Origin of the sequence: Teichococcus aerophilus (genome assembly GCF_014490485.1) — a bacterium.
In the GTDB taxonomy this organism is placed as follows: domain Bacteria; phylum Pseudomonadota; class Alphaproteobacteria; order Acetobacterales; family Acetobacteraceae; genus Pseudoroseomonas; species Pseudoroseomonas aerophila.
The window spans coordinates 7,358-26,733 of record NZ_JACTVA010000015.1 but is presented as its reverse complement, the minus strand read 5'-3'; the positions used below and the strand labels follow the sequence as shown (position 1 = coordinate 26,733).

The 19,376-nt window shown below is 68.2% G+C and carries 20 protein-coding genes; 8 read left to right on the top strand and 12 right to left on the bottom strand.

Translation table 11 applies throughout. The annotated features are described in order from the left end of the window. Position 1: 1 nt before the first annotated feature. Together glyS and IBL26_RS10440 are read right to left on the bottom strand one after the other, a co-directional pair. Positions 2-2,251 (bottom strand): glycine--tRNA ligase subunit beta, encoded by a 2,250-nt coding sequence (gene glyS, locus IBL26_RS10445; RefSeq protein WP_187784424.1) that lies wholly within the window; start codon positions 2,249-2,251, stop codon positions 2-4. Between the two features lie 63 nt (positions 2,252-2,314). After that, a complete protein-coding gene (locus tag IBL26_RS10440) occupies positions 2,315-3,208 on the bottom strand; it encodes a glycine--tRNA ligase subunit alpha (RefSeq protein WP_187784423.1) in 894 nt (297 codons plus the stop codon). A 130-nt stretch (positions 3,209-3,338) separates the two neighbouring features. Between IBL26_RS10440 and IBL26_RS10435 the strand changes: the two genes are divergently transcribed. Beyond that, positions 3,339-3,752 carry a ketosteroid isomerase-related protein gene (locus IBL26_RS10435; protein WP_187784422.1) on the top strand — a complete coding sequence of 138 codons (414 nt, stop codon included), beginning with the start codon at positions 3,339-3,341 and terminating at the stop codon, positions 3,750-3,752. 250 nt (positions 3,753-4,002) lie between these two features. Here IBL26_RS10435 and IBL26_RS10430 read toward each other — a convergent pair whose 3' ends face one another. The 6 genes from IBL26_RS10430 to IBL26_RS10405 form a co-directional block, all read right to left on the bottom strand. Beyond that, entirely contained in the window at positions 4,003-5,109 is a 1,107-nt protein-coding gene (locus tag IBL26_RS10430) for an ABC transporter substrate-binding protein (RefSeq protein WP_187784421.1), read from the bottom strand. Between the two features lie 40 nt (positions 5,110-5,149). Further along, positions 5,150-6,331, bottom strand: coding sequence for a M24 family metallopeptidase (locus tag IBL26_RS10425; protein ID WP_187784420.1), 1,182 nt, complete (start codon positions 6,329-6,331; stop codon positions 5,150-5,152). Between the two features lie 116 nt (positions 6,332-6,447). Further along, the gene (locus IBL26_RS10420; protein ID WP_187784419.1) at positions 6,448-7,692 is read right to left on the bottom strand and encodes an aminopeptidase; all 1,245 of its coding nucleotides are present in this window, start codon (positions 7,690-7,692) and stop codon (positions 6,448-6,450) included. A gap of 173 nt (positions 7,693-7,865) precedes the next feature. Then, a complete protein-coding gene (locus tag IBL26_RS10415) occupies positions 7,866-8,387 on the bottom strand; it encodes a DUF3060 domain-containing protein (RefSeq protein ID WP_187784418.1) in 522 nt (173 codons plus the stop codon). A gap of 81 nt (positions 8,388-8,468) precedes the next feature. Then, positions 8,469-8,774, bottom strand: coding sequence for a chorismate mutase (locus IBL26_RS10410; RefSeq protein ID WP_187784417.1), 306 nt, complete (start codon positions 8,772-8,774; stop codon positions 8,469-8,471). A 368-nt stretch (positions 8,775-9,142) separates the two neighbouring features. Continuing rightward, a complete protein-coding gene (locus IBL26_RS10405; RefSeq protein WP_456316407.1) occupies positions 9,143-9,958 on the bottom strand; it encodes a S49 family peptidase in 816 nt (271 codons plus the stop codon). Between the two features lie 192 nt (positions 9,959-10,150). On the opposite strand from IBL26_RS10405, the gene IBL26_RS10400 reads away from it, so the two are divergent. The 5 genes from IBL26_RS10400 (at position 10,151) to IBL26_RS10380 (ending at position 14,316) form a co-directional block, all read left to right on the top strand. Next, positions 10,151-11,260: an S-(hydroxymethyl)glutathione dehydrogenase/class III alcohol dehydrogenase gene (locus IBL26_RS10400; protein ID WP_187784416.1), complete on the top strand. Its 1,110-nt coding sequence runs from the start codon at positions 10,151-10,153 to the stop codon at positions 11,258-11,260. Between the two features lie 181 nt (positions 11,261-11,441). Continuing rightward, positions 11,442-11,918 (top strand): PepSY domain-containing protein, encoded by a 477-nt coding sequence (locus tag IBL26_RS10395; RefSeq protein ID WP_187784415.1) that lies wholly within the window; start codon positions 11,442-11,444, stop codon positions 11,916-11,918. Positions 11,919-11,922: 4 nt separating this feature from the next. Continuing rightward, entirely contained in the window at positions 11,923-12,357 is a 435-nt protein-coding gene (locus tag IBL26_RS10390) for a CoA-binding protein (RefSeq protein WP_187784414.1), read from the top strand. 608 nt (positions 12,358-12,965) lie between these two features. Further along, entirely contained in the window at positions 12,966-13,715 is a 750-nt protein-coding gene (locus IBL26_RS10385) for a DUF2076 domain-containing protein (protein ID WP_187784413.1), read from the top strand. 238 nt (positions 13,716-13,953) lie between these two features. Next, positions 13,954-14,316, top strand: coding sequence for a phage holin family protein (locus IBL26_RS10380; protein ID WP_187784412.1), 363 nt, complete (start codon positions 13,954-13,956; stop codon positions 14,314-14,316). Between the two features lie 225 nt (positions 14,317-14,541). Here IBL26_RS10380 and phbB read toward each other — a convergent pair whose 3' ends face one another. Continuing rightward, entirely contained in the window at positions 14,542-15,264 is a 723-nt protein-coding gene (phbB, locus tag IBL26_RS10375; RefSeq protein ID WP_187784411.1) for an acetoacetyl-CoA reductase, read from the bottom strand. Between the two features lie 286 nt (positions 15,265-15,550). Between phbB and IBL26_RS10370 the strand changes: the two genes are divergently transcribed. Then, positions 15,551-15,766: a hypothetical protein gene (locus IBL26_RS10370; RefSeq protein ID WP_187784410.1), complete on the top strand. Its 216-nt coding sequence runs from the start codon at positions 15,551-15,553 to the stop codon at positions 15,764-15,766. Between the two features lie 98 nt (positions 15,767-15,864). Further along, positions 15,865-16,053 carry a soj family protein gene (locus IBL26_RS10365; protein ID WP_187784409.1) on the top strand — a complete coding sequence of 63 codons (189 nt, stop codon included), beginning with the start codon at positions 15,865-15,867 and terminating at the stop codon, positions 16,051-16,053. A gap of 173 nt (positions 16,054-16,226) precedes the next feature. Here the strand turns inward: IBL26_RS10365 and metW are convergent, their stop codons facing one another. The 3 genes from metW to metX form a co-directional block, all read right to left on the bottom strand. Then, positions 16,227-16,835 carry a methionine biosynthesis protein MetW gene (metW, locus tag IBL26_RS10360; RefSeq protein ID WP_187784486.1) on the bottom strand — a complete coding sequence of 203 codons (609 nt, stop codon included), beginning with the start codon at positions 16,833-16,835 and terminating at the stop codon, positions 16,227-16,229. 155 nt (positions 16,836-16,990) lie between these two features. Beyond that, positions 16,991-17,626 carry a hypothetical protein gene (locus IBL26_RS10355; protein ID WP_187784408.1) on the bottom strand — a complete coding sequence of 212 codons (636 nt, stop codon included), beginning with the start codon at positions 17,624-17,626 and terminating at the stop codon, positions 16,991-16,993. 489 nt (positions 17,627-18,115) lie between these two features. Then, positions 18,116-19,297 (bottom strand): homoserine O-acetyltransferase MetX, encoded by a 1,182-nt coding sequence (gene metX, locus IBL26_RS10350; RefSeq protein WP_241749237.1) that lies wholly within the window; start codon positions 19,295-19,297, stop codon positions 18,116-18,118. Between the last annotated feature and the right edge of the window lie 79 nt (positions 19,298-19,376).

Below are 19,376 nucleotides of genomic sequence, written 5' to 3'. Positions count from 1 at the left end.
CTCAGCTTTCAATCTTGGCGAGATCCGCCACGCGATCTGTCAGGGCCCGCAAGCGGGCCAGCAGGCCCAACCGGTTGCGACGGAGCGCCGCATCCGGGTCGTTGACCACAACCTGTTCGAAGAAAGCGTCAACAGGGTGGCGAAGCTTGGCCATGGCCGCCATGGCCGCCGAATAATCTTCCGCGGCCAGCGCCGCATCCACCGCCGGGGCGGCGGCATCCAGCGCGGCGGCCAGCGCCTTTTCCTCGTCCGCCGCCAGCAGCGCCGTGTCGGTGGCGGGCTGGTGCGGGCCGTCCTTCTTGTCCTCGATGCGGAGGATGTTGGCACCCCGGCGGCTGGCCGTCAGCAGGTTGGCACCATCCTCGCCTTCCAGGAACTGGCGCAGCGCATCCGTGCGCGCCAGCAGGCGCACGAGGTCGGCATCGGTGCCGGCACCAAGCGTGGCCGCCAGCACGTCATGCCGCTGGCCCTCGGCCCGCAGCTGCACGCGCAGGCGCTCGGCCAGGAAATCCATCAGCCCGGCGGCGAAGGCAGCCACCATCGGCGGGTAGTCCGATTTCGGCTCCGGCTGCCAGCCGCTGTTCAGCTTCTCGCTGGCGACGGCCATGCCGAACTCCGGCTCGGCGGTGCTGCCCACGGCCTGCGGGAAGCCGAAGAAGGCTTCCGCGAACACCTCGGCCAGATCCAGCCGCAGCCCGTTCTCGCGGATGATGCGGATAATGCCGAGCGCCGCGCGCCGCAGCGCATAGGGGTCGCCCGAGCCGGTCGGCCGCTCGTCGGCGGCGAAGAAGCCTGCCAACTGGTCGATCTTGTCAGCCAGCGCCACGGTGATGGCCACCGGCTCGTTCGGCACCGAATCGCCGGGGCCGGCCGGGCGGTAATGCGCGGCGATGGCCTCCGCCACCTGTGGCGCCTCGCCATGGTGCAGGGCGTAGTAGCGGCCGATGATGCCCTGCAGCTCCGGGAACTCGCCCACCAGCCCGGTGGCGAGGTCGGCCTTGGCCAGCCCTGCGGCGCGGGTGGCCAGCGCCACGTCGGCGCCCAGCTTCGGCGCCAGGAAGCGCGCCAGCTTCTCCAGCCGCTGCACACGCTGGCCCTGGGTGCCGAGCTTGGCGTGGAACACGACGGAGGAAAGCTTCGGCAGGAAGCTCTCCAGCGCCTGCTTACGGTCCTGGTCCCAGAAGAAGCGGGCGTCGGAGAGGCGGGCGCGCAGCACCCGCTCATTGCCGGCGATGATCGCCGTGCCGCCATCCGTCGCCGCGATATTGGCGGCCAGCGCGAAGAACGGCGCCGCCGACCCATCCGGCTTGCGAAGAGCAAAATAGCGCTGGTTGACGCGCATGGTGGTGCGCATCAGCTCCGCCGGCAGGTCCATGAAGGCGTCGTCGATGCGGCCCAGCAGCGGCACTGGCCACTCGACCAGCCCGCCCACTTCCGCCAACAGCCCCTGATCCGGCACGATCTCGACACCCTCCGCCGCGGCCAGGGCCGCGATACCGTCACGCACCAGCTTGGTGCGCTCCGTGGGGTCGATAACGACGTGGCGGGCCGCCAGTTGCGCCGCGTAGTCGGCAAAGTCGCGCACCGCGAACACGCCGGGGGACATCAACCGGTGCCCCTCGGTCTGGTTCGAGGATGCGAGCCCGTGCCCATCATCCTCGCCCTGGGCGAGCGAGAACGGCACCACTTGGCCATCGAACAGGCACAGGATGCGCTTCAGCGGCCGCACCCAGACGAACTGGCTGGTGCCGCCCCAGCGCATCGATTTCGGCCAGGGGAAGCGGCGCAGCAGTTCCGGCAGGTGCTGGGCCAGCAAGTCGGCGATGGAGATCGCCGGCTTGTTCAGGCTGGCCAGCAGCTTGCCGCCCTTCTTTTCCTTGCGGATGGCCAGGCCCACGCCGCCGGCCGTCCAGGCCTGCGGCTCGCCAGAGGCTGCGAAGGCTTCCGCGTGCTGGCGGATGGTGGCGATCTCCGCCTCCCCCAGCCCGACCTTGCCGAGGAAGCCCACCAGCGCGCGTTCAGGCGCATCCGGCGCCGGGCCGGCCACCTCCTCGGCCACCGGGGCGGTGGCGGCGGGCAGCGTGGCGACCAGGGCCAGCCGGCGTGGACCGTAGAAGCTGCGCACGTCCTGCGCGGCGAGGCCGGCGCCCTTCAGCGCATCGCCCAGCAGGCGGGCGAGGTCCTCGGCGGCCTTCGCCTGCATGCGGGCCGGGATTTCCTCGGAGAACAGTTCAAGCAGAAGTTCGGGCATGGGAGTGGGCGCCTAGCGATCAATCATGTTCAGCAGGAAGGGTGGGCCGCGAGGGGATGCCCCTCAGGCGCCCGCCACCCAGATCTCGCAGCAGGATTTGGCCAGGGTGCGCACCCGGCCGATATAGCTGGCCCGCTCCGTCACGCTGATGGCGCCGCGTGCGTCCAGCAGGTTGAACAGATGGCTGGCCTTGATGCACTGGTCGTAGGCCGGCAGGGCCAGCCTGCGCTCCACCAGCGCGGCGCACTCGGCCTCCGCATCCTGGAAGTGCTGGAACAGCTTCTCGACATTCGCGTGCTCGAAGTTGAAGGCGCTGTACTCGCGCTCCGCCCGGAGGAACACGTCGCCGTACTTCACGCCCTGGCCGTTGAAATCCAGCTCGTACACGTTCTCGATGTTCTGCACGTACATCGCCAGGCGCTCGAGCCCGTAGGTCATCTCGAAGCTCGGGTGCACCACGGGGATGCCGCCGACCTGCTGGAAATAGGTGAACTGCCCCACTTCCATGCCGTCGCACCACACTTCCCAGCCCAGGCCCCAGGCGCCCAGCGTCGGGCTTTCCCAGTCATCCTCGACGAAGCGGAAATCGTGCTGCAGCGGGTCCAGCCCGATCTCGCGGTAGCTGGCCAGCAGCAGGTCCTGCGCCTGCTCCGGGCTCGGCTTCATGATGACCTGGTACTGGTAGTAGTGCTGCAGCCGGTTGGGGTTCTCGCCATAGCGGCCATCGCCCGGGCGGCGGGAGGGCTGCACATAGGCCGCCTTCCAGGGCGTCTCGCCCAGCGCCCGCAGCGTGGTGGCGGGGTGGAAGGTGCCGGCGCCCATTTCCATGTCGTAGGGCTGCAGGATGACGCAGCCCTGCGCCGCCCAGAAACGGTGCAGCGTCAGGATGATATCCTGGAAGGACAGCGGCTTGGCCGCCTTCGAAACGATGGGGGCAGCAAGGGCGGTATCGGTCATGGGTCTGGCGTCGGGCCTTCGGGGCGCTCGTTGGGGGGCGGCCGCCTGGAAACATGAGGGGACTTGCGACCGCGCCGTGCAGCGCACCATAACGGCCAACCCCATCGACCGGCAAGGAAGGCGCCCGCCCATGACCCGCAGTACCAGCGCCGAGGCCCTGATCCGCGCCTACTACGCCGCCTTCAACGCCGGCGACGCCGAGGGCATGCTGGCCCTGCTGACCGACGACGTGGCCCACGACATCAACCAGGGCAGCCGCGAGACCGGCATCGAGGCCTTCCGCGCCTTCATGGCCCGCATGAACGCCCATTACCGCGAAGTGCTGCACGATATCGTGGTGATGACCAACACGGACGGCACCCGCGCCGCCGGCGAATTCACCGTCCACGGTACCTACCTGGCCACCGATGACGGCCTGCCGGAGGCGAAGGGCCAGACCTACATCCTGCCCGCCGGCGCCTTCTTCAAGATCCGCGCCGGGCGGATCGCACGGGTTTCCAACTACTACAACTTGGCGGATTGGGTTGCTCAGGTCGGGGGGTGAGGCCTTCTCTGGGCCGGGGTAAGGCCGGGGGAAGGAATTCCCCGGGCCCCCATCTTCTTTTTGCGAGTCGGGTTTGGGGCAAGAGGCCGGGCGTTTCGCTGCCTGGGGAAGCCAGGATGAATCTCGCGGCAGCGCCTGCGGGACGCGGAAGCCGTCAGTTCCTGCATGCCCCGCCGCACCCAGCAACAGCGCATAAAACCACAGAAAAAAGATGGGGGCCTGGGGGAATTCCTTCCCCCAGCCTTCCCTCTCACCCGGTAATCACATCGTTGAAGCGGTTCAGCACGGCCAGGTAGTTATCCGCGTACCACGGCTCATCGGCCACCACCTGCAGCTTCAAATTGTCCGGGTCCATCGGGTTGTGCGCCTTGAGCTCCGGCGGAACCAGGGACGCGGCGGCGGGGTTGGCGGGGCCGGTGCCAAGCGCCTTCAACAGCGCCACCTGCCGGGCCGGCACGATCGTGCTGTCCACCAGCCGCATCGCCCATTCCCGCCCGGCCGGCGGGTTCTTCGGTACCACCCAAACCGCGGCATGCACGATGCCCTGGTTCCAGCGGTAGTCGATCTGCCCCTTCGTATCCTCCTGCACCAGCCGGGCGCGGGTGGACCAGATGGAACCCGCCGTCACCTCGCCGGAACGCAGCAGGTCCTGGCTCTGGGCGGCGCTGTCCCACCAGATCACCTCGCGGCGGATCTGCTTCACCTTCTCCAGCGCGCGATCGACATCCAGCGGGTAGAGCTTGTCGGGCGCCACGCCGTCCGCCATCAGCGCGGCCTCCAGCACGGCGTTCATCGACTTGCGCATGGTGCGGCGCCCGGGGAAGCGGCGGATATCCCAGAACTCGGCCCAGTTCTGCGGCCCCTCCCCCAGCTTCTTGCGGTCCCAGGCGATGACGCTGGAATAGCCGGCGATGCCGGTGCAGTAGGGCAGCCGGAAGCCCTCCGGCAGCACCTTGCCGGTATCGATGATCGCGTAGTCCATCTCCTCGGCGAAGCCGCCACGGCCGAGGGTGAAACTGGTGCCGGCGCCGGAATCGCACACATCCCAGACGACGTTGCGCGCCTCCACCTGGGCGCGAATCTTGGCCAGGCTGGGCCCACCGGAATCCACCACCACCTTCACGCCATGGTCGGCGGTGAAGGGCTTGGCGAAGGCGTCGTTCATGGCGCGGACGGCATCGCCGCCCCAATTGGCCAGCACGATCTCCCGCGGCCGCGCACCCTGGGCGTGGGCCTGCCCGGCCAACCCGGCGGCCGGCAGCGCCGCCAGCCCGGCCAGCAGCGTCCGCCGGTCGATCCGCCCTGCGGCCAGCCGTGCCTGCGCGACCTTGGCCGCGTCACTCCAGAAATCCTGCATGAGGCTGCCTTTGCATTGTTCAGAGGAAGGGGGGCGTTGGTTAGAGGAAGGGGGCGCGGGTCAGCACCTCCGCCCCCGCCTCCGTGATCAGGATCGTGTCGCCAGAACCGAAGGCCAGGCCGCTCTCCGCATCGCCCAGCATGCAATGCGGGAAGAACACCATGCCTGGCAGCAGGGGGGTCGGGTTGCCGGGGTGCAGCATGGGCGGCACGTCCATCCAGCTTGGCCGGAAGGTGGCGCCCAGCGGGTAGCCACAGGCGGCGAAGCGGTTACGGGTGTAGCCCGCCGCATCCACCACCGCGCCGAAGGCTTCCGCGATGGCACCGGCGGAGTTGCCGGGCCGTGCCGCCGCCACCATCGCCGCCACCGCATCCCGCACCGTATCGGCCATGCGGCGCTGCGCCGCCGGCATCTCACCCAGGATGAACGTGCGCTCGATACAGACATTGTAGCGGTGGCGGGTGGCGGCCAGTTCCAGCACCACCTGGTCCTGCCCCTGCAAGATGCGCGGGCCACCGACGCCGCGGCCATACACCGCGCGCGGGCCGGAATTGCACAGCGGCCCGGCCGGCGGCATGTCGCCGCCGCCATCCAGGATCGCGGTCATCGCCGCCGCCGTCAGCGCGGAATCGGGCAGGCCGGGCGCCAGCCGCGCCCTGGCCGCCGCCACCGCCGCATCGGCCAGCGTGGCCGCCTGCCGGATGATGGCGATCTCGGACGGACTCTTCACCGCCCGCATGGCGTGGATGAGGTCGGAAGCCGGCGTCAGGGCACAGAATCCGTTGAGCGATGCCTGCACGGCGGCATGGTTCTGCCCGGTCAGACCATAAGTGGCGGTCTCGAGCCCCAGGCGCTGGCCGCCCAGGCCCAGCTCATCCAGGATCGTGCGCAGCTCGCCGGCCGGGTCGGCGTCGTTGGCATCGTACCAGATGCGGATATCGGCATAGAGCGAGGTGTCGCGGGCCTGGGAGAGGTCCGGCCGCCGGGTCAGCAGCGTCAGCGGCCTGGCCGGGTCGGCGGGGATGATGCCGCACTGGAAGAACACGTAGCCGCCGGTATCCAGCCCGGTGGCCCAGTAGTGGCTCTCCGGCGCGAAGACCAGCAGCGCCGCCAGGCCGCGTTCGGCCAGCGCCGCGCGGACGCGGCCGAGCCGGACCTTCAGTTCATCGACGGTGACATGGGCGGGGCTGGGGCGCGCCGGCCCCTCGAAGCGTTCATGCATGACGCCCGGCAGCGTGGACCCTGCCGGGCCGCCCCGTCCAGCGGGGGAAGCGGGAAATCGCTGTCCCCTGCTGGATTCTTTTTAAGCGGGTTGCGTCTGATGCAACAGGGCGCCGCCTACAGCGCCCACTCGCCCTTGCGCATGACGGCGGTGGCATTCCCCGCCGCGTCCAGCCCATCCACGTCGACGCTGGCAGAGCCGATCATCCAGTCCACATGGATCAGGCTGGAATTGCCGCCCGCCGCCGTGAACTGCTCATCCGTCAGCGTCTTCGAGTTCACGAAGCACTTCTTGTAGGCCTGGCCGAGGGCAATGTGGCTGGCCGCGTTCTCATCGAACAGCGTGTTGAAGAACAGCAGCCCGCTTTGCGCGATCGGCGAGGAATGCGGCACCAGCGCCACCTCGCCCAGCCGGCGGGCGCCTTCATCGGTGCCGATCATCTTCTGCAGCACTTCCTCGCCAGTGCTGGCATGGGCTTCCACCACCTGCCCACCGGCGAACCGTACCTTGATGTCGCGGATCAGCGTGCCGCCATGCGCCAGCGGCTTGGTGGCGGAGACGGTGCCCTCCGTCATCGCCGCATGCGGCGTGGTGAACACTTCCTCCGTCGGGATATTAGGGTTGGAGGAGATGCCGTTCTTCGCGGTGGAGATGCCGCCCATCCAGGCATGGCCGTCCGCCAGGCCCACCTTCAGGTCGGTGCCCGGGCCGGTGAAGCGCAGGGCGCGGAAATTGTGCCCGGTCAGGATATCCCGCTTGGCCAGCAGGGTAGCGTTGTGCGCTTCCCAGGCGGCGGCCGGGTCCGGCCGGTCGGCGCGTGTGGCGGCGAAGATCGCGTCCCACAGCTTCGCCACCGCCACATCCTCCGCCACGTCGGGGAAGACGGTGCGGGCCCAGGCGGCATTGGCGAAGGGCACCAGCGTCCAGTTGATGGCGGAGGCGGTGATCAGCTCCAGCGCCGGGCGGTAGGCCTTGGAGCGGGCACGGTTGGCGCGCGCGATCTTCTCCGGGTCCTGCCCGGCCAGCAGATTGGGGTCGTCGCCCACGATCGCCAGCCGTGCGGCGCCAGAGCGGTAGGCGGCCGCCATCCCCTCGAACATCCAGCCGGCAGCGTGGTCGAAGCTCTCGTCACGGGCATATTTGTAGCGGGCCAGCGCCATCTGGTCGTCGCCCAGGATGGTGGTGACCAGGGAGGCCCCGGCCTTGTAGGCGGCCTCGGTGATCCTGCGGGCCAGCGGCAGGCTGTCGATGCCCGCCGTCATCACCAGCTCCTGCCCCTCGGCCAGGTTCAGGCCGACGCGCACGGCGACTTCCGCCAGCTTGTCCAGCCGCGTGTCGGTGGTGGGGATGTTGGTGTCCATGCGCCTGCGCTCCTCGGTATCCAGGGGAAGGGCGCGCGATGCGTCCACGCACCGGGCTCCCCGCCTGGGTTCATTGCGTGGTTCGGGCCCGCAGCGCGAACGCTGCGAGCCACCACGCTGCTGGGGAAGGATTGCCGCGCCCCACCCCACCCCTGTCAAGCGCTGGCAGGCGCTCAGGATTGCGGTGCGCGCTCCACCACGTTGCCGATGCCGCTGATGTCGCCCTGCGGCACCGGCACGCCAGGGCGGGCCGACCACAGCACCTTATGCCGTGCCCCGGCGACGACGATGCGCGTGCGGCCGTTCAGCACCAGGTCCAGCACCGAGCCCTCACCCGTCACCTCCACCATCGCCGGCTTCTCGGCCTGTTCGGGCATCGCGCCGGTCACGTTATGGCCATGGCCTTCCACCAGCAGGGCGCCCAACGTGCCGCTGGCCTTGGCCGAGTTCTCCGCCCCGGTCACCACCAGACGCGTGGCGGATTCCAGGGTCACGGTCTGATTGGCGCCGTGCAGCGAGACCGTGCCGCACTGGCCGGTCAGCGTCACCCGGTGGCCGAAGCCGTTGATATCGACATCCCGGCCCGCGCAATCCATCTCCCGCCGGCTCTCCACGCCCTCGACCAGCAAGGTCTGGGCCTGCGCCGCCATGGGCAGCAGGAGCAAAGCGGCGCAGGCGGCGGAACGGAGGATCATGGCAGCGTCCTTCTACGGTTTGGCCGCCGTTATGGCCCCATCCGCCCACCGCCGCCCTACAAGCCCCTGCGAGCGCGGAAGTCAGCCCTGCGGCTGGCGCTCGAACGCCTCGTGGTGGCGGATGACCTCCTTGATAACGAAGGCCAGGTACTTCTCGGCGAATTCAGGGTCCAGGTCGGCCTGCTTCGCCAGGTCCCGCAACCGCGCCACCTGGAACTCCTCCCGCTTCGGGTCCGCCGGCGGCAGGTGGTGCGTGGCCTTCAGGGCACCCACGCGCTGCGTGCAGCGAAACCGCTCGGCCAGCATATGGATCATCGCCGCATCGATGTTGTCGATGCTCTTCCGCAGGTCGAGCAACTGCTTCAACGCGTCCTGGTCGTCCGCCATGTCTTCTCCCGCCGTGTCTGCTTCTCGGTCAGCGCCTGTCTGCAATCGGCAGGATTGCCGGGTTCCGTCAAGGGGTTGGGAGCGGATGCGCGGGGTTGGGAAAGGCCGGGGAAAGAATTCCCCGGGCCCCTTCTTTTCTTTTTTCGAATTTTCCGGGACGGCTGCTGAGGCGCTCCCCGAGGCGGCAGGGTGCGCGGGAGGTCTAAGACCTCCGGCGACTGAGGGTTCAGCCCGTGTGGCCCATATTTGAAATCATCAAGAGCGTCCGCTCTCGGTCCTGAAGCGTCACGCCAAACTCGCAGAAAAAAGAAGGGGCCCGGGGAATTCTTTCCCCGGCCTTCCTCTCCGGCAAAAGCGAGAGGGGCACGCTACAGCCCGATCCGCCCCCAGGCCGCCCGTTCCTCCGCCATCGCCGCCGCCCCGCCCAGCAGGCGCAAGGGCAGGGAGGGCTTGCGGCCACCGAAGCGCACCACCTTCACCTTCTCGCCGAAGCGGCGGCGGATTTCGGTATCGGCGTGGCCCAGGCGGTCCACCAGGCCGAGCGGCAGGGCTTCCCGCCCGGTCCAAAAGCGGCCGTTGAACAGGGCTTCCTCGGGTGTGGTCAGCTTGGCGCCGCGGCGGGTGCGGACCCAGTCCTTGAACTCGACGTGGATGGCGGCGAGCAGCTCTTCCAGCCGCGCCTGCTGCTCCGGCTCCACCGGGCGGAACGGGTCCATGAAGGATTTCTGGCCACCGGCGGTGGTCAGCCGCCGCTCCACCCCGAAGCGTTCCAGCACCTCCTGCAGGCCGAAGCTGGAGGAGATGACGCCGATGCTGCCGACGATGCTGGCGCCGTCGGCGACGATCTCGTCCGCCGCACAGGCCAGCCAGTAGCCGCCGGAGGCCGCCGCATCCTCCACGCAGGCGATGACCGGCACCTTCTTCTCAATCGCCAGCTTGCGGATGCGGGCGCCGATCAGCGCCGACTGCACCGGGGAGCCGCCGGGCGAGTTGATGGCCAGAACCACCGCGGCCAGCCGCTTCAGGGCGAAGGCACGGTCCAGCACCGGGCCGATGTGCTCGATATTGAGGGCTGGGCCGGTGCCGGGCCCGCCCCGCGCGGCGATGACGCCGGCAAGCCGCACCATGGCGACCTGGGGCTGACGGGAGAGGAAGGGGATGCGCATGCCCTGATAGATGCCCACCTTTCACGCCCGGACAAGCCATGCCAGTTTGCGCCCGATGACGTGCCCCGCCGCCGGAGGCCGACGGAGACGGAGAGGACGCGCCGGCCTGCCTGGGGCGGCGCCTTCCCGCCCGGGCCGCCTGCGGTGGCCACGCCCCAAGGCTCTTGTAACCCCGAGACTTTGTAACTTTGTAACAAGGACAATCCACCCATGAAGACACGCGCCGCCATTGCCTGGGAAGCCGGCAAGCCCCTGTCGATCGAGGACGTGGATCTGGAAGGCCCGCGCGAGGGCGAGGTGCTGGTGGAGATCAAGGCCACCGGCCTGTGCCACACCGACAAGTACACCCTCTCCGGCGCCGACCCGGAAGGCATCTTCCCCAGCATCCTGGGCCATGAGGGCGCGGGCGTGGTGGTCGATGTCGGCCCCGGCGTGCGCACGCTGAAGAAGGGCGACCACGTCATTCCGCTGTACACGCCGGAATGCCGCGAATGCGACTACTGCCTCAGCCAGAAGACCAACCTCTGCCAGAAGATCCGCGTGACGCAGGGCCGAGGGCAGATGCCGGACGGCAGCAGCCGCTTCAGCTGCAACGGCAAGCCCATCCACCACTACATGGGCACCAGCACCTTCGCGAACCACACGGTGGTGCCCGAGATCGCGCTGGCCAAGATCCGGGAGGACGCTCCCTTCGATAAGGTTTGCTACATCGGCTGCGGCGTCACCACCGGCCTCGGCGCCGTGCTGTTCACCGCCAAGGTGGAGGCCGGGGCGAATGTCGTGGTGTTCGGCCTCGGCGGTATCGGGCTGAACGTGATCCAGGGCGCCCGCATGGTCGGCGCCAACAAGATCATCGGCGTCGACATCAACCCGGCGCGGGAGGAGATGGCCCGCAAGTTCGGCATGACGCATTTCGTCAACCCGAAGGAGATCCAGGGCGACCTCGTCGGCCACCTGGTCGAGCTGACGAATGGCGGTGCCGACTACTCCTTCGAGTGCGTCGGCAGCACCACGCTGATGCGCCAGGCGCTGGAGTGCTGCCACAAGGGGTGGGGCGTCTCCACCATCATCGGCGTCGCGGCGGCGGGGCAGGAAATCTCCACCCGGCCGTTCCAGCTGGTCACCGGGCGCCGCTGGATCGGCTCCGCCTTCGGTGGCGCGCGCGGGCGGACGGACGTGCCGAAGATCGTCGACTGGTACATGGACGGCAAGATCAACATCGACGACCTGATCACCCACACCATGCCGCTGGAGAAGATCAATGAGGGATTCGACCTGATGACGCGGGGCGAGAGCATTCGCGGCGTCGTCCTCTACTGACGGCATGGCCGGGCGTGGCAACGGTCGCGAGAGCGGCCGCCACGCCTGCGCCGCGTCCCGGCCGACAGGTGGCCGGTCACGCCTGCCGGCATCAGGCGGTTACGCTTTGAAGCCAGGGGGAAGCGGAACCCTCCGCCGCCCCCCGGCGTTCGCAGGGTGCCGATACTGAATGGAGCCGCCGATGAAGCCGACCCTCTCCCTCCTCGTTGCCCCCGCGCTGCTGGCCGGGCTTGCCTTCGGTTCCCTGGCCCTGGCCCCTTCCGCCCAGGCGCGGCAGCCCGACCAGGCCGAGACCGCCCGCATCACCGAAGCGCTGCGTGCCCAGGGCTACCAGCAGTGGCGCAAGATCGACCTCGATGACGGCGTGTGGGAAGTCGACGACGCCGTGGACGCCCAGGGCAACCGCCACGACCTGCGCGTGACGCCCGAGACCTACCGCGTATTCCTGGAAAGCACCCCGGACCGCGATGCGACGCCCGAGGAAGTCACCCGCATCGATCAGGCGCTACGCAGCGCCGGCTTCCAGAGCCACGGCCGCATCCGGCTGGATGACGGGCTGTGGGACGTGGACAATGCCGTGATGGCCGATGGCACCCGCTTCGACCTGACGCTGGAGCCCGACAGCTTCCGCATCCTGCACCGTGACCGTGAAGGCTAATGCCATGACCCCTGCCGATGGCCTGGATGACGCCGCCATCCGTTCCCTGCTGCTGAATACCAGACGCATCGCCGTGGTCGGCGCCTCGGCCAACCCGTCCCGTCCTTCCAACGACGTGACGGGCTTCCTGGTACAGCGGGCGGTCGACGTGACGCCCGTCAACCCGGGCCTGGCGGGACAGACTCTGCATGGCGCCACTGTCGTCGCCGCCCTGGCCGATGCCGGGCCGCTCGACATGGTGGACATCTTCCGCCGGAGCGAGGAAGCCGGCGCGGTGGTGGACGAGGCCATCCGCCTCGGTGCCCGCTCGGTCTGGATGCAGCTGGACGTCATCGACAACGCCGCCGCCGAGCGTGCCCGTGCGGCGGGGCTGGTGGTGGTGATGGACCGATGCCCGAAGATCGAGTGGCGCCGGCTGGGGCTGGCCATGGGCGGGTGACTTGGCCGGCCGGATGGGGGAACCTTTGCTCACCGACTTGCTTTTCGTTTCTGCGGCCTGAGGGGTTCGCTGCGGCGAGGGGGTGGCGGAAGGCCGGGGAAAGAATTCCCCGGGCCCCTTCTTTTTTCTTCGAGTTTAGTGTGGGGCTTCGGGACTGAGAGCGGACGTTGCTTGATGTATTGATAATGGGCCACGCGGGCTGAACCCTCAGTCGCCGGAGGTCCTGGACCTCCGGCGCACCCAGCCGTCTCCCAGACCCGCCCTCTCAACGGCCTGCCTGGCAAACTCGAAAATAGAAAAGAAGGGGTCCGGGGAATTCTTTCCCCGGCCTCTGCTCCCCGTCCGTCACATCCAGCGCAGCATCAGCCACCTGGTTCGCACATCAGGTGCGGCGGAATGGAACCGAGGGCGGCTGTGATCAGCCACCACCACCCAGGCGCCGCCGGACTGCCTCACAGCCCGGCGCACCGTCACAAAACAAAGGTGGATAAAAGTTAATCCCCGCTTGAATACGCTGCGTCGACGGTCCAATTGCCTCTGCACGCTCCGTGCTTCGCCGCGGTGCGCCGAACACACCTGCCAGGGAAGGCCCCGCGAGGGGAGCTGACATGACCGAAGAAGAACGCCGCATCATTTCCGCCTTTGTCGAGCGCATGGCGGGTGTGGCCGCCCCGCAGGCCCGCCCCGCTTCCCCTTGGGGTGGCGCGAGCGTGCCCGCCACTCAGTCTCAGCCGCCCCTTCCCCCTGTGGACCCGGAGGCTGACCGCCTGATCGGCGACCTGTTCGCCCGTTACCCCGAGGCCCGCTACCGGCTGACGCAGACGGCCTTCGTGCAGGAACATGCGCTGGTGCAAGCGCAGAACCGCATCCAGGAGCTGGAATGGCAGCTGGAGAACACGCAGGCGCAAGCCCAGGCGGCGGCGCAGCAGCCACGCAGTGGCGGCCTGTTCGGCGGCATGTTCGGCGGTGGCGCCAACACCAGCCGCCAGGTGCCGATGTCGCCCCGCCCGCAGCCGATGCAGCCGCCGATGGGCGTCAACCCGGCGATGATGCAGCAGGGCCGCGGCGGCTCCGGCTTCCTTGGCTCGGCGCTGACCACGGCGGCGGGTGTCGCCGGCGGCATGGTGCTGGGTAACGCGCTGATGGGCATGTTCTCCGGCGGCGCCGCCGAAGCGGCCACCAACGCCGCCAGCGCGGTGGGCGATTTCGGCCAGGAAGCCGTCGGCGCCGCGACCAGCCCGTGGACCGACCCGGGCCAGCAGGATGCCTCCCCGGTCAACGATGCCAGCGGCGACTGGGGCGATGACGCGGCGGCGGATGGCGGCTTTGACGACGCCGGCTTCGACGACGAAATCTAACATCTAAGGCCAGCAGGCACCTCCGCCAGCACCCTTGGCATAATGCGGCGACGCATTGCCGTTCATCCGCGTCAGGGCCGGGAGAGATTCTTCCGGCCCTTCGCTTGTGCGGTGCAGTGGCGGCACCTTTGCTCTGCAAGTGTGATCCCCAGGCTCATTCTATCTCGGGTATGCAACAAACCCTCGCAACCAAGCGCGGCCTCTGGCGTTTCCGCGAGAGAGAGATTGGGGGTTCACCATGGGCTTTATCATCCGCACACTGATCACCGCCGTCGCCTTCTGGGTGGCGGATATGTTGATCGCCGGCATCAGCTTTTCCGGCCCGATCAACATGATCATCGCCGCCATCGTCTTCGGTCTGGTCAATGCGTTGATCCGCCCGGTCCTGGCGCTGCTGACACTGCCGCTGACCTTCATCACGCTGGGCCTGTTCACACTGGTGGTGAACGCCGCGATGTTCGCGCTGACGGCCGGGCTGATGCCGGGCATGCGCGTCTCCGGTTTCTGGGCGGCGTTCTTTGGTGCCATCATCGTGGCGCTGGTGTCCTGGGTCGCCAACCGCATGATTGGTGGCCGCAACGAGCCTGTCGTGAACCGCTAGAGCGTGATGGCTGAGGTGGAATCACCGAAAGCCTGAATCATCCGGCGAAGACGCGAGCATGATGCGTGAGAGAATGTTGACGCATCATGCTCGAACGACCGCGCCGGGCATGGCCATGCTCCGGAGCGCAAAAGCCCATGACCACCGCCGGAACCCGGCTGCGGTCATGGGCTTTCTTTGTGGCACACCGCCGGGCCGCGCGACGCGGACCGGCCGGAAGCCGCGTTAGTACATGTGCTGGCCGCCGTTGATCGACAGGGTGGAGCCGGTGATGAAATCGGCGTCGTCCGCGGTCAGGAAACAGACGCCGCGCGCGATATCCTCGGCATGGCCCAGCCGGCCGACGGGAATGCGGGCGATGATCTTCTGCAGCACGTCCTCCGGCACCGCGCGCACCATCTCCGTATCCACGTATCCAGGGGCGATGGCGTTCACGGTGATACCGGCGCGCGCGCCTTCCTGCGCCAGCGCCTTGGTGAAGCCGTGGATGCCGGACTTGGCGGCGGCGTAGTTCACCTGGCCGTACTGGCCAGCCTGGCCGTTGATCGAACCGATATTGACGATGCGGCCGAACTTGCGCGCGCTCATCCCCTCCCACACCAGCTTCGCAAGGTTGAAGCAGGAACCAAGGTTGGTATCGATCACGGCATCCCACATGTCGCGGTCCATCCGCTTCATGGTGCCGTCGCGCGTGATGCCGGCGTTGTTCACCAGGATCTCGATCGCCCCGTGCTCGGCTTCCACCTTGGCGATCGCCGCCTTGCAGGCTTCGTAGTCGGAGACGTCGAACTTGATGGTGGGAATGCCGGTGCGGCCGGTGAATTCGGCCGCGGCCGCGTCATTGCCGGCGTAGGAGGCGATGACCTTGCGGCCGGCCTTCTGCAGTTGCTCGCTGATCGCGGCACCAATGCCGCGTTGCCCACCAGTCACCAGGGCCACTCGTGCCATGCGATGTCCTCCTAAGACACTCGACTTGTTTCTTCCGTTCCCGGGGCCACCGCCACGGCCGGGTCCGTATCCTTGTCCCCGGCTGCATTGTCGCGCCGGGTTCGCCGATCGTCTTCACGCCTGGCCGGCGGGCGGCACTACCACCCGGCCTTCCATGCATCAAAGTATGGCCTGCCATCCGGTTTGGCCATGGCGAGTTGCGTGGAAGATCGCGCTTGTCAGCCGCCCCTCCCCGCCCTAAATCACGAAATCGTGAGTTTAGCTCTGCCCTGGAAAAGCCCGCGCCATGCCTGCAAAATTTGCCGCACCGCAAAAGCGGATCGACCGTAGCGCCCTGATGCTGATGCTGAGCTATATCGAGGCCGAGTGCCGCAACCTGGGCGCGGCCGATGCCGCCCGCCATGTTGCGCTCGCCGCCTCCCTGCTGCCCGGCCCGGCCGTGACGCTGGAGGAGCAGGACCCGCTGATGGTGCTGCTGCACTACCCCCAAGGGAATGCCTGACGGCGCCGATTCGGTGTCCCGCTGTTTTTTCTGGCCGTGATGATGGGAATGGTTTAATCGCCGCGCCCATTCCCACCCTTAACTTCCGGTCAATCGTCATGGACACCCCGATCGCTGCGGTCCTCTGGACCGAGCAGGCGCGCCGCGACCTCGCTGCCGTCATGCGCCTGATGAGCCATGTCGAGCGATGCTGCCAGGATCTGGGGTCGGAGGATGCCGCGGCGCTGGTGGCCGAAGCCCTTTCCCTACTGGCGCGCGATGGCGCCGCGCGCCGCATGGCGGCCTGACCAAACACACCCATCGGTGACGGCACGGGGCGGCACACGCCCCCTGGTGGCGCGCCGGAGGCATGGCGAGCACCGGCCATCGCCGGTTCAGCCCATTCGCCCCATCAAAATCTTATGGCACGAAGCCGGCTTTCAGCCAGCGCGGCCAACCGCGCCGCCACCCGCTGCTGCCATCAGTCCCGCACCGTCCGGCGCAACTGGAACAGCGCCTGCTCGCCGAACAGGTTAGCCAGGCGGACGGAGCGCTCCCACGGGGCCTTGAGGCCGCGTTCGTCCACCGCCAGCCAGCGCTCCACCGTGTAGCCATCGGCGGCACACAGGTCGAAAAAATCCAGCATGGTGCAGGGGTGGATATTGGGCGTCTCGTGCCAGGGGCGGCCCCAGGTCTCGGTCATCGGCATGCGGCCGGTCAGCAGCAGCTTCATCCGCACTTCCCAGTGGCCAAAATTGGGGAAGGAGACGATGGCGTGCCGGCCGATCCGCAGCATCTGCCGCAGCACCTCGCGTGGCTTCTCCACCGCGTGGATGGTGCGGGAGAGCACGACATAGTCGAAGGCATCGTCCGGGTAGAAGGCCAGGTCGTTATCGGCATCGCCGTGGATGACAGCCAGGCCCTGGGCGACGGCGGCGGTGGCCTGCGCCATGTCGATCTCGATGCCGCGGGCATCGGCGTTCTTCTCGCGGGTCAGGTGCTCCAGCAGCACGCCGTCGCCGCAGCCAATATCCAGCACCTTGGCGCCGGGCGGGATCATGTCCGCGATCAGGCGCAAGTCGAGCCGCATGTTCTTCGCGACGAAGCGAATCGGCTCGGCGGTATCGGACATGATGGCAGGCACCCCGCGACGTTCAGGCCATCCTCATACCGGCAGGGCGGCGGATGAGAAAAGGGGCAGACCTTGCGGCCTGCCCCTGATCGGTCCTGGCGAAGGCTTCGCGCTTAGCCGCGTGCGCCCATCGCGCCGTCCAGCGCCTGCATGGCGCCACGGCGGTCGCGGCGGTTGGCGGCAGCGCGGGCGGCGCTGATGCTGCTCAGCGCTTCGGCGTGGCCGGTCGTGCCGTCCGACCGGGCGTTGAGCAGGCTGGTCTCGGCCTGTTCCAGCGACACGGCGGCGGCGCCGTAGTTGCCGCGCTGCAGGGCAGCGCGCGCGCGGGTCAGGGCAGGCCCGACCTTGGCGGACACGGCCGGGTCCATCGGCGCGCGGGCAGAGCCACCCATGGCCGAACCAGCCATCGGCGGACGCTGTGCCGAGGCCGCGCCTTCGGCCGGCGTCGGCGCGTTGCCGTAGCGGATCACCGGCTCGCCATCACGGTTGCCAACGATGTTGGGGACGCGGCCGTCCTCGACGCCAGGCTGACCGGGGCGGGCGCCCTCATAGCGGATCACTGGCTGGCCGTCGCGGTTGCCAACGATGGTCGGCACGCCGTTGCTCTGCGGCTGCATGCCTTCCGGCGACTGGCGGACGAAATTGTTGATGTTCTGGTCACCACCGCTGCCGGAACCCTGGGCGAGGACGGGAGAAACCGTCAGCGTCATGAGAGCAGCGGCGGCGAGCAAGGCTTTGCGCTTAAGCATGTCCGGTCTCCATCCTCTTCCGAAGCCCAGGTCAGCGTCCCGGCAGGGGACCCAGGTCTTGTGTGTTTACGGGGAGTTTAACGCCAAGGATACGGTTGGGTTGCGTTCAATTTGTTGCGATAATGCATCATTTCGCGCGATGCATCAACAGCGGAATCTTCGATTCAGCGGCTGCTGGCAAACTGCCATGCTCTTGTTCCGAAACGATCTGGTTGAATAAATCGAACGCTTCCTCGCCTACCCTTTCGTTTTGGCTTCGCGTTTACTAAACGAATTTTAACGGAAGAAATTTGCAGCGGCCGGCAGATTTTTGGCGTGCCGCGGCGGCGAATCGGCAGCGCCCGCCTTGGTCATACGAAGCCGGGTCGGCAGGGGTCCTTGGAGACCGTTTGGAAACTCTGGCGGCTGCGGCCAGGATCTTTGGGCCACCGACAAGGCGGGCGCGGCAAAGCCTGCCGTGACCAAGCAGCAGAGTTCCCAAACGGTCTGTTAAAGCCCCGCCCGCTCCGCCGCACCTCGTAGGAAGCCGCCCAGCGCCGCATGGAATTCCGGCTCGTGCAGCAGGAAGGCATCGTGCCCCTTGTCGGAAGCGATCTCGACGAAGGAGACATTGGCCGCCGCGGCGTTTAGCGCCCTCACCAAAGCCCGGCTCTCGCTGGTGGGGAACAGCCAGTCGCTGTCGAAGCTGGCGACGAAGAAGCGGGTCCGCGTGCCCTTGAAGGCCGCCGCCAGGTTGCCGCCATGCTCGGCCGAGAGGTCGAAGTAATCCATCGCGCGGGTGATGGTCAGGTAGCTGTTGGCGTCGAACCGGTTGACGAAGGTGCTGCCCTGGTGGCGCAGGTAGCTCTCCACCTCGAACACATCCTCCAGGAACGTCAGGGCGGAGGCACCGCGCAGCCGGCGGCCGAACTTCCGGCTCAGCGCCTGCTCGGACAAGTAGGTGATATGCGCCATCATCCGCGCGACCGAGAGGCCGCGTGCCGGGATGCGCCCGTCCTCCCAGTACCGCCCGGCCATCCAGTCCGGGTCGGCATGGATGGCGGCGCGGCCGACCTCGTCGAAGGCGATGTTCTGCGCGCTGTGGTGCGGCGCGGTGGCAATGGGCGCGGCGGCGAACACCATGTCCGGGAAGGTCGCCGCCCATTCCAGCACCTGCATGCCGCCCATGGAGCCGCCGATGACGGCCAGCAGGCGCGCGATGCCCAGCCGGTCCACCAGCATCTTCTGCGCCCGCACCATGTCCCGGATGGTGATGCTGGGGAAATCGGTGCCCCAGGGCTGCCCGCCGGCGCCCGGCTTCTCCTCCCGCGGGCCGGAGGAGCCCATGCAGCCGCCCAGCACATTGGCGCAGATCACGAAGAAGCGGTCGGTATCCACCGGCTTGCCGGGGCCGACCACCGCTTCCCACCAGCCGGGCTTACCGGTGATCGGGTGTGGCTCCGCCACATACTGGTCGCCGGTCAGGGCGTGGCAGACCATCACCGCGTTGCTGTGGTCCGCGTTCAGCGTGCCGTAGGTGCGGTAGGCCACCGTCATGGGCGCGATCACGGCGCCGCAATCCAGCGCCAGACCCTCGGGGAAGGTGATGCCCTGGTGAAGCAGCTCCGGGGTGGCCGGTTCTGCCGGGGCGGTCGCGGCCGGATCGGTGGGGATGGGGGAAGCCTGGGTCATGCCAAGGCATTGAATAGGATCGCCAGGGGCGGAGGTCCATCGCCGATGCGGCCTTGGGCGCTTGGCGTGGCCGCGACAG

Excerpts from the sequence above, each read along its gene's own strand:
- glyS (WP_187784424.1), bottom strand. The coding sequence starts at position 2,251 with ATGCCCGAACTTCTGCTTGAACTGTTCTCCGAGGAAATCCCGGCCCGC.
- IBL26_RS10440 (WP_187784423.1), bottom strand. The coding sequence starts at position 3,208 with ATGACCGATACCGCCCTTGCTGCCCCCATCGTTTCGAAGGCGGCCAAG.
- IBL26_RS10435 (WP_187784422.1), top strand. The coding sequence starts at position 3,339 with ATGACCCGCAGTACCAGCGCCGAGGCCCTGATCCGCGCCTACTACGCC.
- IBL26_RS10430 (WP_187784421.1), bottom strand. The coding sequence starts at position 5,109 with ATGCAGGATTTCTGGAGTGACGCGGCCAAGGTCGCGCAGGCACGGCTG.
- IBL26_RS10425 (WP_187784420.1), bottom strand. The coding sequence starts at position 6,331 with ATGCATGAACGCTTCGAGGGGCCGGCGCGCCCCAGCCCCGCCCATGTC.
- IBL26_RS10420 (WP_187784419.1), bottom strand. The coding sequence starts at position 7,692 with ATGGACACCAACATCCCCACCACCGACACGCGGCTGGACAAGCTGGCG.
- IBL26_RS10415 (WP_187784418.1), bottom strand. The coding sequence starts at position 8,387 with ATGATCCTCCGTTCCGCCGCCTGCGCCGCTTTGCTCCTGCTGCCCATG.
- IBL26_RS10410 (WP_187784417.1), bottom strand. The coding sequence starts at position 8,774 with ATGGCGGACGACCAGGACGCGTTGAAGCAGTTGCTCGACCTGCGGAAG.
- IBL26_RS10400 (WP_187784416.1), top strand. The coding sequence starts at position 10,151 with ATGAAGACACGCGCCGCCATTGCCTGGGAAGCCGGCAAGCCCCTGTCG.
- IBL26_RS10395 (WP_187784415.1), top strand. The coding sequence starts at position 11,442 with ATGAAGCCGACCCTCTCCCTCCTCGTTGCCCCCGCGCTGCTGGCCGGG.
- IBL26_RS10390 (WP_187784414.1), top strand. The coding sequence starts at position 11,923 with ATGACCCCTGCCGATGGCCTGGATGACGCCGCCATCCGTTCCCTGCTG.
- IBL26_RS10385 (WP_187784413.1), top strand. The coding sequence starts at position 12,966 with ATGACCGAAGAAGAACGCCGCATCATTTCCGCCTTTGTCGAGCGCATG.
- IBL26_RS10380 (WP_187784412.1), top strand. The coding sequence starts at position 13,954 with ATGGGCTTTATCATCCGCACACTGATCACCGCCGTCGCCTTCTGGGTG.
- phbB (WP_187784411.1), bottom strand. The coding sequence starts at position 15,264 with ATGGCACGAGTGGCCCTGGTGACTGGTGGGCAACGCGGCATTGGTGCC.
- IBL26_RS10370 (WP_187784410.1), top strand. The coding sequence starts at position 15,551 with ATGCCTGCAAAATTTGCCGCACCGCAAAAGCGGATCGACCGTAGCGCC.
- IBL26_RS10365 (WP_187784409.1), top strand. The coding sequence starts at position 15,865 with ATGGACACCCCGATCGCTGCGGTCCTCTGGACCGAGCAGGCGCGCCGC.
- metW (WP_187784486.1), bottom strand. The coding sequence starts at position 16,835 with ATGCGGCTCGACTTGCGCCTGATCGCGGACATGATCCCGCCCGGCGCC.
- IBL26_RS10355 (WP_187784408.1), bottom strand. The coding sequence starts at position 17,626 with ATGCTTAAGCGCAAAGCCTTGCTCGCCGCCGCTGCTCTCATGACGCTG.
- metX (WP_241749237.1), bottom strand. The coding sequence starts at position 19,297 with ATGACCCAGGCTTCCCCCATCCCCACCGATCCGGCCGCGACCGCCCCG.